Origin of the sequence: Mucilaginibacter sp. CSA2-8R (assembly GCF_038806765.1) — a bacterium.
Lineage (GTDB): Bacteria > Bacteroidota > Bacteroidia > Sphingobacteriales > Sphingobacteriaceae > Mucilaginibacter.
Genome location: NZ_CP152389.1, coordinates 2287848 through 2303758 on the forward strand (window position 1 = coordinate 2287848; position 15911 = coordinate 2303758).

Consider the following 15911-nt stretch of genomic DNA (forward strand, 5'->3'; position numbering starts at 1 on the left):
TGCCAATTATAACTCTTACAAAAATCTGTTAAATGAGAAGCTTGCCAACGCTCGACCTTGCCGTTATTGCTGTGTATTTACTGGCAATGCTGCTGGTTGGTTTCTATTTTTCGCGCCGCAATAAAAGCACCGAGCAGTTCACCAAGGCTTCCGGCAGTATACCAGGTTGGGCATTGGGCATATCCATTTATGCCACGTTTTTAAGCAGTAACACTTTTTTGGGTGTTCCGGGTAAGTCATTTGGCACTAACTGGAATGCGTTTGTGTTTAGCATTTCTATGCCTTTGGCTGCCTGGGCGGCAGCTAAATATTTCGTTCCGTTTTATCGGCACACCGGCGAGGTATCTGCCTATACGCATTTAGAGCACCGTTTTGGTGCCTGGGCGCGTACCTACGCAGTAATTTGTTTTTTACTTACGCAGTTAGCCCGCATGGGTTCTATCTTTTTCGGTATTGCGCTTAGTTTGCAGGCGCTTACCGGTTACAGCATGAAATTCATCATCCTTGCCATGGGCATTTGTATCATTATCTACACTGTACTGGGTGGTATTGAGGCGGTAATATGGACTGAAGTTGTGCAGGGCATTATCAAAACCTTCGGTGCCTTACTGATTTTATATATTATCATCACCAATATGCCGGGAGGCGTGAGTAAGATAGTAGATATCGGTCATCAGGATAATAAGTTCAGCCTGGGCAGCTATCTGCCCGATCTTAAGCATTCTACATTTTGGGTCGTCTTACTGTACGGTTTCTTTATTAATCTCAATAATTTTGGTATGGACCAAAACTATGTGCAGCGTTACCATACAGCGTCATCATCACAACAAGCCGTTAAATCCATCTGGCTTTGCGTAGTGTTATACGTGCCGGTATCATTGCTGTTTTGTGTAATTGGTTCAAGCCTTTATGCTTACTACCAAGTTCATCCCGAGCTAACCGAGATTTTGCGCCACCAGGTAGCCGTTGAACGCTTATCGCCGGGCGCTTCGGCAACTGAAATCGCTCGTGTTGCAGCGGCATTGAAGCCCGAAGATTACGGCGACAAGGTGATGCCAAATTTTATGGTTACTAAAATTCCGGCAGGCTTGGTAGGTCTCATTGTATCAGCCATTTTATCAGCCGCCATGAGCACCATCAGCTCGGGGATGAATGCATCGGCAACAGTGTTCTCTGAAGATATTTACAAGCGTTATTTTAAACCTGACATTACCGATAAACAAACCATGAACCTGCTGCACATGGCCACCATTGTTGCCGGCGTGGCGGGTATTATTGCCGGCATAGCCATGATTGGTGTTAAAAGCGTGCTTGACATTTGGTGGCAGCTTTCAGGCATATTTGCAGGCGGAATGCTGGGCTTATTCTTGTTAGGCATCATCAGCAAGCAAACGCGCAACCACGAAGCCATCATTGCCATCACCGTGGGTATCCTCGTAATTATCTGGATGACACTTTCGCCGCTATTGCCCGAAAATTATGGCTGGATACGCAATACCTTACATCAAAACATGGTGATTGTTATCGGAACGCTTACCATTTTCTTAACCGGCATAATCGTCACCAGGTTGCGTCAAAAATCCATAGCAGCTTCGGCTATCCCATTAAATAAATAATCATATCTGCTTATATACCACTCATGAATACGCAAACCCAGACTGATAAAAAAGGCTTTATTCCGGTAATGTTAACACCATTTAAAGATAATGGCGCTATTGATTTTGATGCCCTGACATCCCTTACCGAGTTCTACCTGCAAGCCGGTGCCGCTGGCCTTTTTGCCAACTGCCTGTCGAGCGAGATGTTTGAACTGACAGAAGCCGAGCGCATCCAGATTATCGAGCATGTGGTAAAAGTAACCAACGGGGTAGTGCCTGTAGTGGCTACCGGTACCTTTGGCGGCCCTATTGGCTACCAGGCACAATTTGTAAATAGAGTGTATGATTGCGGCGTTCAGGCTGTAATTGCAATCACTGGCTTGCTGGCAGAGAGCAACGACAGTGATGCCGTGTTTAATGACCGTGTTTTTGACTTGATTAATCAAACCGAGCAAGTGCCATTAGGCTTTTACGAGTGCCCGGTGCCTTATAAACGAGTGCTGTCTGCAGAGCAGTTGTATCAGTTTGTAGCAACCGGTCGTGTAATCTATCACAAGGATACTTGCCTGGATATTGAGCAAATCAAAGCTAAACTTAAAGCTACCGAAGGATATTCATTCGGTTTGTACGATGCTTACATGGTTCATGCGGTAGAGTCATTAAAGGTCGGTTCAGCGGGATTGTCATGCATCCAGGGCAATTACTTTCCGGAGTTAGTGGTTTGGCTGTGCGATAATTACAACAACTCCTCGTTAACTGCCGAAGTTAACCAAGTGCAGCAATTTTTTGTAGATAACATGGATGTAATGCACGATGTGTATCCGATTGTTGCTAAATTCTACCTTCAAAAACGCGGATTAAATCTCTCTACATTCACCCGTCGGGCTGTTGGAAATTTTTCTGCTGAGGTAAAAAGCAAAGTAAATAAGTTGTATGATGACTACTCAAATCTGCAACTGCAATTATCTATAGGCAGCTTGGTGTAAGATTTTACACCAGCTTTCATCACCATCAATACTTAAATAACTGACAAATTTTTGTACTGATTTGTCTTGTCAAATTCTTATTTGCAAACCCATTCTATTAAAAATATCTATTCTAGTGCCGATTGCCTTCATGTGAAATTCGTAAAATTCATGCTTTCAGTAAGGTTATTAAGTGTTTTTATGACACTTAGAACTTAGCAGCGTTTTTCAAAGTCATTTAGGTTGTCAATTCTTCTAATGATAACATTGTACAGTAAATTGATAAAAAACTGCAAAAATAATTTATATTCATAATTCATATTTGTGTAGCTAACCAGTTTACCAAGGCAAACCATACATTGTTATTCCATTTTTAGTTGCTTACTATATACGTACCGTTTAAACTTTGTTTTTGGGTATTGTTTTGCTGCTAATTTCGGTCAAAATTTTATCGGTCTGTGTTAAGTAACTGTTGCTGCATTTCGCTTATTTACTATGTCAGAAACAGACTACAGCAATCAAGTATTATTAGTGGCCAGCGGCGATTTAAGATTGTCGGCCAATCAAAACTGCTGGGCAGCACAGCAGGCTATGGAAGAGCAGTTAACGACCGCTTTATCCAAACAAGGGTGGACCGTTAAACGTGCCCATCCTTATGACGAAACCAAACAGCATGGCTTTATTGATTCTCAAAAAATGGGTATCGAGGTGTTCCGAAATCTTAACCCTGAGCAGCCCATCATCGTTGCGGAAAGCGTTTGGCAGTATACTCATCACGTATTGGCTGGTTTAACTACCCATAAAGGGCCAATTTTAACCGTTGCCAACTGGGACGGTACCTGGCCAGGTTTGGTAGGTATGCTAAACTTAAATGGATCGTTAACCAAAGCTGGTGTTAAATACAGCACTTTATGGAGCGAAAACTTCACCGACGAGTTTTTTACACAAAAACTGCAAGAATGGCTGCAAGGTGGCTCGGTAAATCATGACCAGTCGCACGTGCAAAGCTTTGATCAGGTAAGCTTGCCTGCCGACGATGAGAAATTAGGCCGCGAGTTTGGCCGCAAGCTAAAACACGATAAAGCCATTATGGGCGTGTTTGATGAAGGATGTATGGGCATGTTTAACGCCATCATCCCTGATGATTTATTACACGCCACCGGTATATTCAAAGAGCGTTTAAGCCAGTCATCGCTTTATGCAGCCATGCAGCTGGTAACTGATGAAGAAGCACGGAAAGTGTTAGACTGGTTACTGCAGAAAGGGATGAAGTTTGATTGGGGCAGCCAGCCCGAAACCGAACTAACCGAAGCACAAACACTGGAGCAATGCAAAATGTACATTGCGGCAACCCGCATAGCTGATGATTTTGGTTGTGACACCATCGGTATCCAATACCAGCAAGGATTAAAAGATTTAACCCCGGCCAGTGATTTGGTTGAAGGTTTACTAAATAACCAGGACCGGCCGCCGGTTTACGCTGCCAACGGTAAAGAACTTTATGCTGGTGATGCCTTACCGCATTTTAATGAGGTAGACGAATGTGCCGGTATTGATGCTTTGGTAACTTACCATTTGTGGAAACAGTTAGGCATGCCGGGCGAAACCACGCTACACGATATCCGCTGGGGCGAGCATTTTGAAGGCAACGGTATCAATGATTTTGTTTGGGTATTCCTGATTTCGGGTGCCGCGCCTCCGGCTCACTTTATTGGCGGGTACGAGGGTGCCTCGAGCGAGCGCCAGCCCGCCATGTATTTCCGTTTGGGCGGCGGCAGCCTAAAAGGCATCAGCAAACCAGGCCATTTGGTGTGGAGCCGTGTTTACGTGATGAATAACGAATTGCACTGCGACTTAGGCGTAGGGGAGTCTGTGCTGCTACCTAATGAAGAAACACAACGCCGCTGGGATTTAACCACCCCGCAGTGGCCCATTATGAATGCCACTTTAAAGGGCGTAACCCAAAACCAGATGATGGGCCGTCACCAGGCCAATCACATACAGGTGGTGTACGCTACAAACGAAGACTTGGCGCATAAAGCTTGTCGTGTTAAGGCGGCTGCTTTGCAAGAATTAGGCTTGAAAGTGCATTTCTGCGGCGACGTTAAATTATAGTATTAAACCGTTTTAATTATAATTATTGATGAAAAGATTAGTGTATTGCCTTTTTGCAGCGTTGCTGTTTCAATCGGTATCTGTTTGGGCGCAGGATAATGCCTCGGCAGTAGAAAAAGAAATGGCCTATCGCAAAACGGTATATGCCCGTGCGGCCAAAATTGTAAAAGGTCTTAACCTGCCCGATTCCACACAGGCTAATAAAGTAACTGATGTTGTTACCAAACAGTATCAGGACTTAAACGACATCTATGTACTACGCGACAATAAAAAGTCGGTGATTAAAAGCGAAGTAAACGCCGACAAAGAAGCGGCTAATGCCAAAATTAAAGCAGTTGATGAAGAGGTAACTGCCAAAGTTGATAAGCTGCACCCGCAATATTTAAAAAGACTGGCTAAAGCAGGTTTGACCCCGGCTCAAATTGACCAGGTAAAAGACGGCATGACTTATAATGTACTCAACGTTACTTACACCGCTTACCAGGCCATGCTGCCTAATTTAACCGAAGCGCAGAAAACGCAGATTATGGCTTGGTTAGTTGAAGCTCGTGAGCATTCGATGGATGCAGAATCGTCGGAGAAAAAGCATGCCTGGTTTGGTAAATACAAAGGGCGCATCAATAATTACCTGTCACAAGCCGGCATCGACATGAAAAAAGAAGAAGCCGCCTGGATGGCACGCATCAAAGACGAAAAAAACGCAAAACAACAAAACTAATAATATAAGTGCCGGCATTTGAAGGCTGCCAGCATTTTGAAACCAACTACCCACCTAAAACCGAAAAGTATGAAACTGTAACAAACTCTATCCAATTAAAGAAGCTCTCATCCAATTATTGAACAACACAAACTAAAAAATGAAGAAAATTTTACTGAGTTTTTTGCTGCTCGTTTTAACCGGTGCCGTGTTTGCGCAAACGCGAACCATTACCGGTACCATAACCAGTAGCGATAAAAATGAACCGCTTGTAGGCGTAACCATTCAGGTTAAAGGTAGCAATGTCGCTACACAAACCGACGTAAATGGTAAGTACTCAATAAGGGTTACCAATGCCCAAAATGTAGTTCTGAGCGTAAGGTATGTAGGTTATACCTATCAAGAACGTACTTTGCGTATCGGCGAAAATAATTTTGATGCTAAACTTGAGCCTGCTAAGGCTACTGCTTTAGATGAAGTAGTATTTACCGGTTACGGAGGTTCGCAAAGAAAAGCAACTGCAACTGGTGCCGTGTCAGTTATCGATTTAAAGAAAGTAGAAGATGTGCCTGCTTTAAATGCCAGCGCATTGCTGAGAGGTACGGCTCCAGGTGTAAGCGTATCTGGCGGAGTGCAACGGCCTGGTCAGCCCGCCACAATCACTATCCGTAACCCAACGGCTTTTGCTAAAGACGGCGGTCAGGGTACTAACCCACTGTTCGTTATCGACGACGTCATTCGTACTCAAGCTGACTTTGATTTACTGGATCCGGTGCAAATTGAGAGTATCAATATTTTAAAAGATGCAGAAGCAGCTATTTATGGTGTTTCTGGTGCTAACGGCGTTGTGTTAATACGTACTAAAAGAGGCCGTATCGGTGCTCCAAGAGTAAGCTTCAGTAGCTCCTTAGGTATCTCAAATGCCACTATGCTGCCAAAAATGATGAACTCTACTCAACTGGCTACTTTCAACAATGATTACAATCAGGGTAGGGCAGCAATTACCTCAGTTACCGGTAGTGGTTCTTATATCGCTGATCCGGCAACTTTTCAGCCCAACTATTATAATGCGGACGGCTTTTTGGTAAGACCAGGTGTAAACCTTGTTAACGGTGTTTATGTTGGCACTGGCACCAGTACAGTTGATAATACCCGAAACTCGGCCTGGTATACACCTGATGAGTTTGCTTATTTTGCTAACAACAGCCACAATTGGTTAGATGAAGCTTTCCAATCTTCGCAAGTTTGGCGTGAGGCAGTAAGCATAAGCGGTGGTACTGATAAACTAACCTATTTTGTTGGTGCTGATTATTTAAATCAAAATTCAAACTTTAAAGGAGTTAACTCCAACAAATACGGCGTACGTGCAAGTATCGAGGCAAAACCGGCAAAAGGTTTGACTACTTTCTTGTCGTTAAGTACCGACGTAGGTTACTCAAAAAGTTACTGGTATAAACTAAACAGTACTACCGAGTCTTTGGATAACGACGTTGCTACATTACAAAACGTTCAGCCGTGGCAAGAGTATTTTATCAATGGATTGCCTGTGTTGTTAGGTTCTTCATCTACCGGTGGCATTGATAACATCAACTTTTTCCAGGTACAAAACTCAAACAACTTTACAAGTTCACAAAATTACGTTACAAACATTTTAGGCCGGTTAAATTACGAGATTCCTGGTGTTAAAGGTTTATCAGCAACGGTTACATTTAACAAAAACCTTAACAACTCGCTTGGTAAACAATTCGGAACTTCTTTTATGTACGGTAAGTTTAGTGGATTAGGCACCAACTTACACATCCCGGGTGGTACTTTGCTAAGTACGCCGACTATTTTGAATGGAGACCGGGTGCGTTTAAATCCGATCTTCGCCAACAATTACCAACTGGATGCTGGTTTAAATTACAGCCGTACTTTCGGTAAACACAACATTTCAGCTATTGCTTTATTTGAGCAGCGTGAAGCAAACTCAGAAGGTGTTGCAGCCTTGGCCAGTGGGGTGGTTGCAGGGGCATTGCCGTACCAAACTTTTACAACAGGTGCTCAAACCTCAGACCAAGTTAGCCAGGTTAGTACAACCGGCTTCCAATCAATAATTAGCCGGTTAAACTATTCGTATGCCGACAAGTATTTATTACAGTTAGTTTATCGTGCTGACGGTAGCTCGCGATTTGCTCCGGGCAGAAACTGGGGTGGATTTCCGGCGGCATCGCTGGGATGGGTAATCTCTCAAGAAAACTTCTTTAAAAATAATTTCTCTTGGGTTGACCTGTTTAAGTTACGTGCGTCAGCAGGCATCGTGGGGACAGACAATACCAGGCCATATCAATATCAAGCCAACTATACCGTAGGTACTCAAAACAACGGTGGCCCTGTATTTAACGAAGGCGTAAAAGGTGTTGCCATACGTCCAAACCTGGCCATTCCAAACGCAGACGTTACATGGGATAAGTTTACAAAACTGAACTATGGTGTTGATATGTCATTCCTGAGAAACAGATTATCGCTTTCGGCAGAATACTTTTGGACTCACGGACGTGATTTGTTAACAAATATATCTTCATCTGCACCTGCAACCATAGGCGCAAGTGTACCTACCGAAAACTATAGCATCGTAAACACTTTTGGTTATGAGCTTCAGCTTTCATGGCGTGATAATGTTGGCAAATTTACTTATAGCTTTAGTCCATTCTTTGCCTGGAACGACAACAAATATATAAAGTATGATATCGCGTCGAACCTGCGTGGCACTATCCAGGATTTGACCGGAAAGTCAAGTGATCCGGGTATATTAGGTTACAAGTCGTTAGGCATTATCAGAACGCAGGATGAAGCGAATGCCATTATCGCATCGCGGGCTGCAGCTGCAGGCGGTGCGGCTAATGTGAAGATATTTGGCGACCGCATTATGCCTGGTATGGTTAATTACGCAGATGTTAACGGCGATGGTGTCATTACCAATGATAATTCTGATTTGCAGTACATCAAAAAAAGACAGGGTAACCACAACAGCTTGGGCTTGAACTTTAGCGCAGGATATGGTCCGGTAAGTCTAAACGTAATTATGGGCGCTTCTTGGGGTGGCTGGACTTCTATTGATGGCAGAAAACCTTTTAATCAGTCAAGCAGCGGTGCCTCTATTTATGATAACCGTCCGGTTTACTGGGTTGACCACTGGACACCAACTAACACTGACGCCAGGTTCCCGGCTCCGGGTTATTTGAATAACTATGACGCAAATAGTGATTTGTGGTTGGTTCGTGCTACTACGTTTAACGTAACTAACGCCACCTTAAATTTTGCTGTTCCTAATAAATGGGCCAATAAAATAGGCTTAGCCAATGCACGTTTGTACGTTACAGCGACAAACCCTATCCAGTTTATCAATCCATTCCCTAATCAGTATCGTGATATTGCAACATCATTGTACAGTTATCCAACTTTAAGAACAGTATCATTAGGTTTAAACGTGGGATTATAAAAAGTTGAGTAAAATGAAAAAGACATCTCTATATATATTAGCAGCTGCAAGCGCTGCCATTTCGATGAGTAGCTGTAAAAAAGTTCTGGAAAAACAAGACTTAGGTAACTTCACTGTCGACCAGGTTTATAATGATTCTACCACGGCAAAACTAAGCGTTGATTTTCTTTACACCCAAAATCAACCTGGTTGGTTTGGTAACTCTAATCTCTCCGGTGCGTTAAGTGGCCAAGTAAATCCGTTAACTGAAGAGCAATATTCTGATAATGTTTTTACCAGAGGCTCGGTAACTATAGCTACCGTAGCAGATATCGGTACTTCGAATGCCACGTCTACTAATTATGGCAGAATCAGGTACATTAACATGTTTTTGCGCGATATCAATAAAGGAACGTTACCTGTAGCTGTAAAGAGAAGATTTGCTGCACAGGCTTACTTTTGGCGCGCCTATCGTTATTTTGATTTGGCACGCATCTATGGTGGAGTGCCACTGGTTACCACACCGCTTGACGCAGTGGGTGATGATGCCAGGCTTGCAGCGCAGCTGCCTCGTAGTAACGCAGCAGCAACGTTTGCCCTAATCAAAAGCGACTTAGATTCATGTGTTAAATACCTGCCCGGAAAATGGCCCAATGCTAATGATTACGGTCGTATAACCTCAGGAGCTGCGGCAGCTTTTTTAGGCAGGGTGTTAGTTGAGTACGCCAGTCCTCTGTTTAACCCTAATAATGATGTTACACGCTGGCAGGCAGCTTACGATGCTAACGTAAAAGCGGTAGCATTATTAAAAGCTAACGGTTTTGGTTTGTATAATAAGTTTGATTATACCATGTGGACCAACGAGCGTAACAGCGAACAAGTGTTGATTACTCAATACAATACCGACCAAACTGATAACGGCAAAAATCCTAACACTTATACTAACAACACTATCCCGCGTTCGTTAAGTACAGGCAGCGGCTCAAACCAGCCTACCTGGGATATGGCGAAAGCTTTCCCGATGAAAGATGGTAAAGATACTTTAACATCCAAATACAAATACTCACAACAAACCTTTTACAAAGACCGCGACCCACGTTTTGATGCTACCATTGCATACAATGGTGCTAACTGGCCGCTTTTGGGTAATAATAATTATCGTGTTTGGACTTATTTTTATCCTAACAACAAGAGCAACGTTAACCAGTTACAAACTACAGAAAGTGTAGCGGCAAGCTCAACAGGATTGTACCTTCGTAAAGCGATTGATCCTACAATTTCTGGCTCTTTACTGCAGTTTAGTGGTACTGATTGGATTGAGATTCGTTATGCAGAAGTATTACTTAACCTGGCTGAGTCAGCGGCTGAGTTAAATAAGTTGGGAACAACTGACGAAACTTATGCCGGGTTGGTTGCGCTAAGACAACGTGCAGGTATTGAAGCAGGTACTAACGCTTTATATGGGTTAACTGCCGGTATGAGCAAACAACAAATGATCAATGCCATCATGAAAGAAAGGCAAATTGAACTGGCTTTTGAAGGCAAACGTTTTTGGGATTTACGCAGAAGAAAATTGCTGATATCTACGTTAAACGGTTTAAGAAGAATGGCGGTTGTTGTTGTGCTAAACAATAATAATTCATTTACAGATTACATTCTAAACTCAAGAGATGTATCTGCTAATACTTCACTTGACGCATTGTATACAGGTAGCTTTAAGGTGACCACCAAGTTCTTAGATAATTCGCCTATTGCTTATCAACCAGAAGCAACCGGCTTTTACGGTATACCAACTGGTGCCCTCACCAATAATGCTAACCTACAGCAAACTGTTGGCTGGGGAGGTAATTTTGACCCGCTGCAATAAAGCTGAACAAGGATAATCTTTAGTTTTAAATTAGTTAGTCTATTAGTTTGGAGGCTGTTTTACGAAAGTAAAGCAGCCTTTTTTATTATTGAAGTATAATGTTTTATCTGTGTTTCTGGTTTATAGCCAGACAGGCATGTAACAACTTCGCTATATACTATCTTATATAGCTTATAGTCAGCATGATGACAATATTTTACAGCACTAAGTTAAGATTGTATAATATTTTTGCGGCAAGCCTATGCATATTTGAAATAGAGAATCAAGGCAAACCTAACAATTCTGATTTTTCTGTAAGCCGTTATAATGAACATTGTAGTGTTATCAAATCTTTGATGAATGCTGTGATGCTAACCGTATTGAGTTTGAACAAATATGAAGAAGAATAAACTTTTTTTGCTGCTGCTATGCTCCGCTACAATGGCGGCTAAGTCGGCCTGGGCACAGTATCCACAAATTCCGGCCGATATCAAGGCGCAAAGTGATGCTATGATGAAAGAGTCTGAACGCAAATCCGACTCGGCTTGGAAAGTAGCTTACACTGCGGTCGATTATGATATGCGTCATGGCAAACCATACATCCCATGGGCCTCGCGCCCTACCGATTTGCCGCAATCAGATATGCTGGCATTTCCGGGTGCCGAGGGTGGCGGTGCACACTCATTTGGTGGTCGCGGTGGCAAAGTTTATGTAGTAACCAGTTTGGCCGATAGCGGTCCGGGTACCTTACGCTGGGCTTGTGAGCAGGGTGGCGCACGTATTATCGTTTTCAACGTAGCCGGCATTATCCGCATCAAAACTCCGCTTACTATTCGTGCTCCATATATCACTATCGAAGGTCAGTCGGCCCCCGGCAATGGTGTTTGTATAGCAGGCGAATCTGTTTGGATTAATACGCACGACGTAGTAATCCGTTATATGCGTTTCCGCCGCGGCGAAACCAACGTGGGCCGTCGCGATGACTCATTGGGTGGCAACCCGGTAGGTAATATTATTATCGACCATTGCTCTACCAGCTGGGGCTTAGACGAAAATATGTCCATCTACCGCCATATGTTCGATCCGGGTGATGGCAGCAAAGACGAAAAGAAAGGTACCGTCAACGTGACCATCTCCAATTGTATTTACTCTGAATCTTTAGATACCTGGAACCATGCATTTGGCAGTACCACCGGCGGCGAAAACTGTATGCTGGTGCGTAACTTATGGGCCGACAATACCGGTCGTAATCCATCAATCGGCTGGAATGGTATTTATAACTTTGTAAACAACGTTATCTTTAACTGGGTACACCGCTCAATGGATGGCGGCGATTACACGGCTAAGTTCAACATCATCAATAACTATTTCCAGCCAGGACCGGCCACCCCTAAAAACGAGGCTGTAGGTCACCGTATTCTTAAACCTGAAACCGGTCGCAGCAAACTTAAAGAGCGTGTATTCGGTATGGCCTATGTTAATGGCAATATTATGCAGGGCTACCCTAAAGTAACGGCTGATAACTGGGATGGTGGCGTACAAGTAGAAGGACCGGGCGGCAAAGAAATGGACGATGCTGGCCAATATAAAGATTACATGAAATGGAACAAGCCGTTCCCGATGCCATCAGTAAAAATAATGCCTGCTCAAACTGCACGTCAGTTTGTATTAACCAATGTAGGTGCTACGTTGCCGGTTCGCGATGAGGTAGATACCCGGATTGTAAAACAGGTAGCTACGGGCAAAATTGATTATAAAGAAGGTGTAAAAGTTCCCGAAAAACAATTCGAGCACCGTCGTATGGCATTAGATTCTTATAAACTGGGTATTATCACTGATATAAACCAGGTAGGTGGTTACCCCGATTATAAAGGCGCGCCGTATAAAGACAGTGATAATGATGGTATACCTGACACCTGGGAGATTGCTCATGGCTTAAATCCTAAAAACGCTGCCGACTCGCCGGCAATAGCTAAAAATGGTGGTGGTTACAGCAACATCGAAGTGTATTTAAATTCATTGGCAGTTAAAGGCGAAAAAACAATCACTGCATCGAAATAAATTCCATGTCAGGCAAGTACAGACATACCGCAAAAGTTTTGGTTGGTTGCATAATGGGATGCATGTTAATGCATCTGCCCGCATGGAGCCAAACCAAACCTAAACAAGTTAAACCACAGCCACCAGTTGCCGCCGACAAAAGCGGCAAACTGGTTTATAGCGTTAATGCTAACGGGGATCGTATACCCGATTACTCATATTGTGGCTATAAGGCTTCCGAGCAGCCCATTCCACTGGTTGCGGTCAAAGTAACTGTGCCCGCAAAAGCAGGCGACGCTACTTTACGTATTCAGGCCGCTTTAGATTATGTTTCTGGTTTGCCTTTAGATAAAAGCGGTTTTCGTGGTGCTGTTTTGCTTGATAAGGGCACTTACCAGGTTGAGGGCGCCTTGCATATTAAAGCATCTGGCGTGGTTTTGAGAGGCAGTGGCATGGGTGCTAACGGCACCACAGTTTTTGGTGCGGGTACCGATCGCGAAACTCTGATCCGGGTTTTCGGTCAGGATGACAGAAAGTTTACAGAACCTGTAAAAATAAGTGATGCCTATGTACCGGTAAATGCTACAACGTTCCATATCTCAGGCGGCAAGTTTAAGGTTGGCGACAATGTGCAGATTCGCAGGCCAAGCACCAATGAGTGGATCAAATTTTTAAAGACGGATCATTTTGGTGGTGGAATTACTACACTCGGCTGGAAGGCCGGAGAGCATGATATAACCTGGGACCGTAAAGTTGTTGCTGTGTCTGGTAATGCGGTAACGATTGATGCACCGATTACTACGGCACTTGATACCGCATTCGGCGGCGGGGTAATCAGCTCTTACAGCTGGACTGGCCGCATTGAAAATGTTGGTATTGAAAATTTAAAATTATCATCTGCTTACAATAACACAAATCCAAAAGATGAAGCTCATAGCTGGATGGCTATCACCTTAGATGATGTGCGCGACGCATGGATAAGACAGGTAACCTTTGAGCATTTTGCAGGGTCGGCTGTTTTTGTAACCGAAACAAGCAACCGTGTTACTGTTCAGGATTGTAAATCCTTAGCTCCGGTTTCCGAAATTGGCGGTTATCGTCGTAATACTTTTCTTACTATGGGTGGCCAAACATTGTTTCAACGTTTATATGCTGAGCATGGCTACCATGATTTTGCAGTAGGTTATAGTGCACCGGGCCCTAATGCCTTTGTACAATGCCAAAACTGGCAGTCATATAGTTTTAGCGGCCCGATTGATAGTTGGGCATCAGGCGTGCTGTACGATGTAATGAATATTGACGGACAAGCATTAAGCTTTATGAACCGCGGACAAGACGGCCAGGGGGCCGGCTGGAATGCGGCCAACAGCCTGTTTTGGAACTGTAGTGCAGCGCGTGTAGACTGCTACCAGCCACCCGGCGCGCAAAACTGGGCTTTTGGTACCTGGGCCCAATTTGCCGGTGATGGTTATTGGGGAGATTCTAATAATACTATTGAGCCCCGGAGCTTTTATTATGCACAGCTTAAACAGCGCTTAGATCGTGATGTGGATGCACAGGCTGATTTGTTGAAAGTAGTTACAGAGGCATCCAGCAGCCCAAGCGTCAAAGTGGCTGCCGAGCTTACGGCCAATTCGGTAAAGCCTGCAGTGACCATTAACGACTGGATTACGCAGGTTCCGCAACGCAATCCTATTGCTGTAATTATAAACGGCGTAAAAACCATTGACCAGATAGGTTACAAACAACCCGTGGCGCCAGTGATGGCCGGAGCGATGAAAGTACAGAACGGCTGGTTAGTAAGAGGAAATTCGGTACTAAGCGGCATGCGCCAGGAATCTCCTTGGTGGAACGGTTCAATAGATCCCGTATTCCTTAAAAAAGGTGCTAAACCTGCCGTAACCCGTTGGGTACCGGGCCGTATCGGTACCGGCCTTACCGACGATTTAAACGAGGTGGTTAACTGGATGCAGAAAGACCACATCGTTGGCTATGAGCAAAATTATGCCTTATGGTATGAGCGCCGTCGTGACGACCACGAGCGCATCCGCCGGTTGGATGGCGATGTTTGGGCGCCTTTTTATGAGTTGCCTTTTGCCCGCAGCGGGCAGGATGTAGCCTGGGATGGCTTGAGCAGGTATGACTTAACCAAATACAATGCCTGGTACTGGCGCCGCCTAAAGCAATTTGCCGATCTGGCCGACCAAAAAGGTTTAGTACTGATCAATCAAAATTATTTTCAGCATAATATTATTGAGGCCGGTGCTCATTACGCAGACTTTCCGTGGCGTCCGGTTAATAATATCAATAATACAGGCTTTCCAGAACCGGTGCCTTTTGCCGGCGACAAGCGGGTATTTATGGCCGAGCAGTTTTATGATGTAAACCATCCGGTACGCCGCAAATTGCATAAGGCGTTCATTCGCCAAAACCTCGAGAATTATGCTGGTAACAATGGAGTAATCCAATTTATTGGGGCCGAGTTTACTGGTCCGCTGCACTTTGTTCAATTTTGGGTAGAGACTATCCAGCAGTGGGAAAAAGAAAAAGGCAAGAAAGAAATTATTGGCCTTAGCACAACTAAAGATGTTCAGGACGCTATCCTGACCGACCCGGCACGTGCAGCGGCGATTGATGTAATAGATATCCGTTACTGGCACTACCAAGCCGACGGCAAGGCATATGCTCCGCAAGGCGGCCAAAACCTGGCACCACGTCAGCATGCCCGTTTGCTTAAACCCAAGGCTACTTCACTCGAGCAGGTGTATCGCGCCGTGCACGAGTACCGTCAAAAATATCCTGAAAAGGCAGTGATCTATTCGGGTGATAGCTTTGATAAATTTGGCTGGGCTGCGTTTATGGCGGGTGGCTCTTTACCTAATCTACCGGCAGGAGTGAGCAGTCAGTTATTAGCAGATGCCTCCGCCATGAAAACTATCGACTTAAGTGGCACACCTCAAGGCCAATGGGCAATAGGTGACGCGGGTAAAGGATACGTAGTATATAGCGAAAGTGGTAAAATTCCGGCTTTTGATGCTTTGGCTAACAGCAGTTTTCAGGCAACGTGGATTGATCCTAAAACAGGTAACGCATTAGGTAGCTCAAAAAAAATAAAAGGAAATCAAATTAATGGTTTACAAAGCCCTGCAAATGGCGCAGTGGTACTTTGGTTAAAACGTATTTAAGTTTT

General features: G+C 44.2%; 8 protein-coding genes. All 8 read left to right on the forward strand.

Translation table 11 applies throughout. The features are described 5' to 3' along the window. Positions 1–32: 32 nt before the first annotated feature. The 8 genes from AAGR14_RS09605 (at position 33) to AAGR14_RS09640 (ending at position 15906) form a co-directional block, all read left to right on the forward strand. The gene (locus AAGR14_RS09605) at positions 33–1616 is read left to right on the forward strand and encodes a sodium:solute symporter (protein ID WP_342648372.1); all 1584 of its coding nucleotides are present in this window, start codon (positions 33–35) and stop codon (positions 1614–1616) included. Positions 1617–1639: 23 nt separating this feature from the next. Continuing rightward, on the forward strand, positions 1640–2584 hold the full coding sequence (locus tag AAGR14_RS09610; protein WP_342648373.1) for a dihydrodipicolinate synthase family protein: 945 nt from the start codon (positions 1640–1642) through the stop codon (positions 2582–2584). A gap of 474 nt (positions 2585–3058) precedes the next feature. Then, positions 3059–4678, forward strand: coding sequence for a fucose isomerase (locus AAGR14_RS09615; RefSeq protein WP_342648374.1), 1620 nt, complete (start codon positions 3059–3061; stop codon positions 4676–4678). A 28-nt stretch (positions 4679–4706) separates the two neighbouring features. Continuing rightward, a complete protein-coding gene (locus AAGR14_RS09620; RefSeq protein ID WP_342648375.1) occupies positions 4707–5396 on the forward strand; it encodes a DUF3826 domain-containing protein in 690 nt (229 codons plus the stop codon). A gap of 139 nt (positions 5397–5535) precedes the next feature. Beyond that, on the forward strand, positions 5536–8856 hold the full coding sequence (locus AAGR14_RS09625; RefSeq protein ID WP_342648376.1) for a SusC/RagA family TonB-linked outer membrane protein: 3321 nt from the start codon (positions 5536–5538) through the stop codon (positions 8854–8856). A gap of 13 nt (positions 8857–8869) precedes the next feature. Next, the gene (locus AAGR14_RS09630) at positions 8870–10702 is read left to right on the forward strand and encodes a RagB/SusD family nutrient uptake outer membrane protein (RefSeq protein WP_342648377.1); all 1833 of its coding nucleotides are present in this window, start codon (positions 8870–8872) and stop codon (positions 10700–10702) included. Positions 10703–11077: 375 nt separating this feature from the next. Next, complete coding sequence (locus AAGR14_RS09635) at positions 11078–12742, forward strand: polysaccharide lyase (protein ID WP_342648378.1); 1665 nt, start codon at positions 11078–11080, stop codon at positions 12740–12742. 53 nt (positions 12743–12795) lie between these two features. Continuing rightward, positions 12796–15906 (forward strand): DUF6298 domain-containing protein, encoded by a 3111-nt coding sequence (locus tag AAGR14_RS09640; RefSeq protein WP_342648379.1) that lies wholly within the window; start codon positions 12796–12798, stop codon positions 15904–15906. Positions 15907–15911 lie beyond the last annotated feature (5 nt).

What these genes read in the sequence shown, in the direction of transcription:
- AAGR14_RS09615 (WP_342648374.1), top strand. Translation starts at nt 3,059, where the DNA reads ATGTCAGAAACAGACTACAGCAATCAAGTATTATTAGTGGCCAGCGGC.
- AAGR14_RS09640 (WP_342648379.1), top strand. Translation starts at nt 12,796, where the DNA reads ATGGGATGCATGTTAATGCATCTGCCCGCATGGAGCCAAACCAAACCT.
- AAGR14_RS09625 (WP_342648376.1), top strand. Translation starts at nt 5,536, where the DNA reads ATGAAGAAAATTTTACTGAGTTTTTTGCTGCTCGTTTTAACCGGTGCC.
- AAGR14_RS09610 (WP_342648373.1), top strand. Translation starts at nt 1,640, where the DNA reads ATGAATACGCAAACCCAGACTGATAAAAAAGGCTTTATTCCGGTAATG.
- AAGR14_RS09635 (WP_342648378.1), top strand. Translation starts at nt 11,078, where the DNA reads ATGAAGAAGAATAAACTTTTTTTGCTGCTGCTATGCTCCGCTACAATG.
- AAGR14_RS09620 (WP_342648375.1), top strand. Translation starts at nt 4,707, where the DNA reads ATGAAAAGATTAGTGTATTGCCTTTTTGCAGCGTTGCTGTTTCAATCG.
- AAGR14_RS09605 (WP_342648372.1), top strand. Translation starts at nt 33, where the DNA reads ATGAGAAGCTTGCCAACGCTCGACCTTGCCGTTATTGCTGTGTATTTA.
- AAGR14_RS09630 (WP_342648377.1), top strand. Translation starts at nt 8,870, where the DNA reads ATGAAAAAGACATCTCTATATATATTAGCAGCTGCAAGCGCTGCCATT.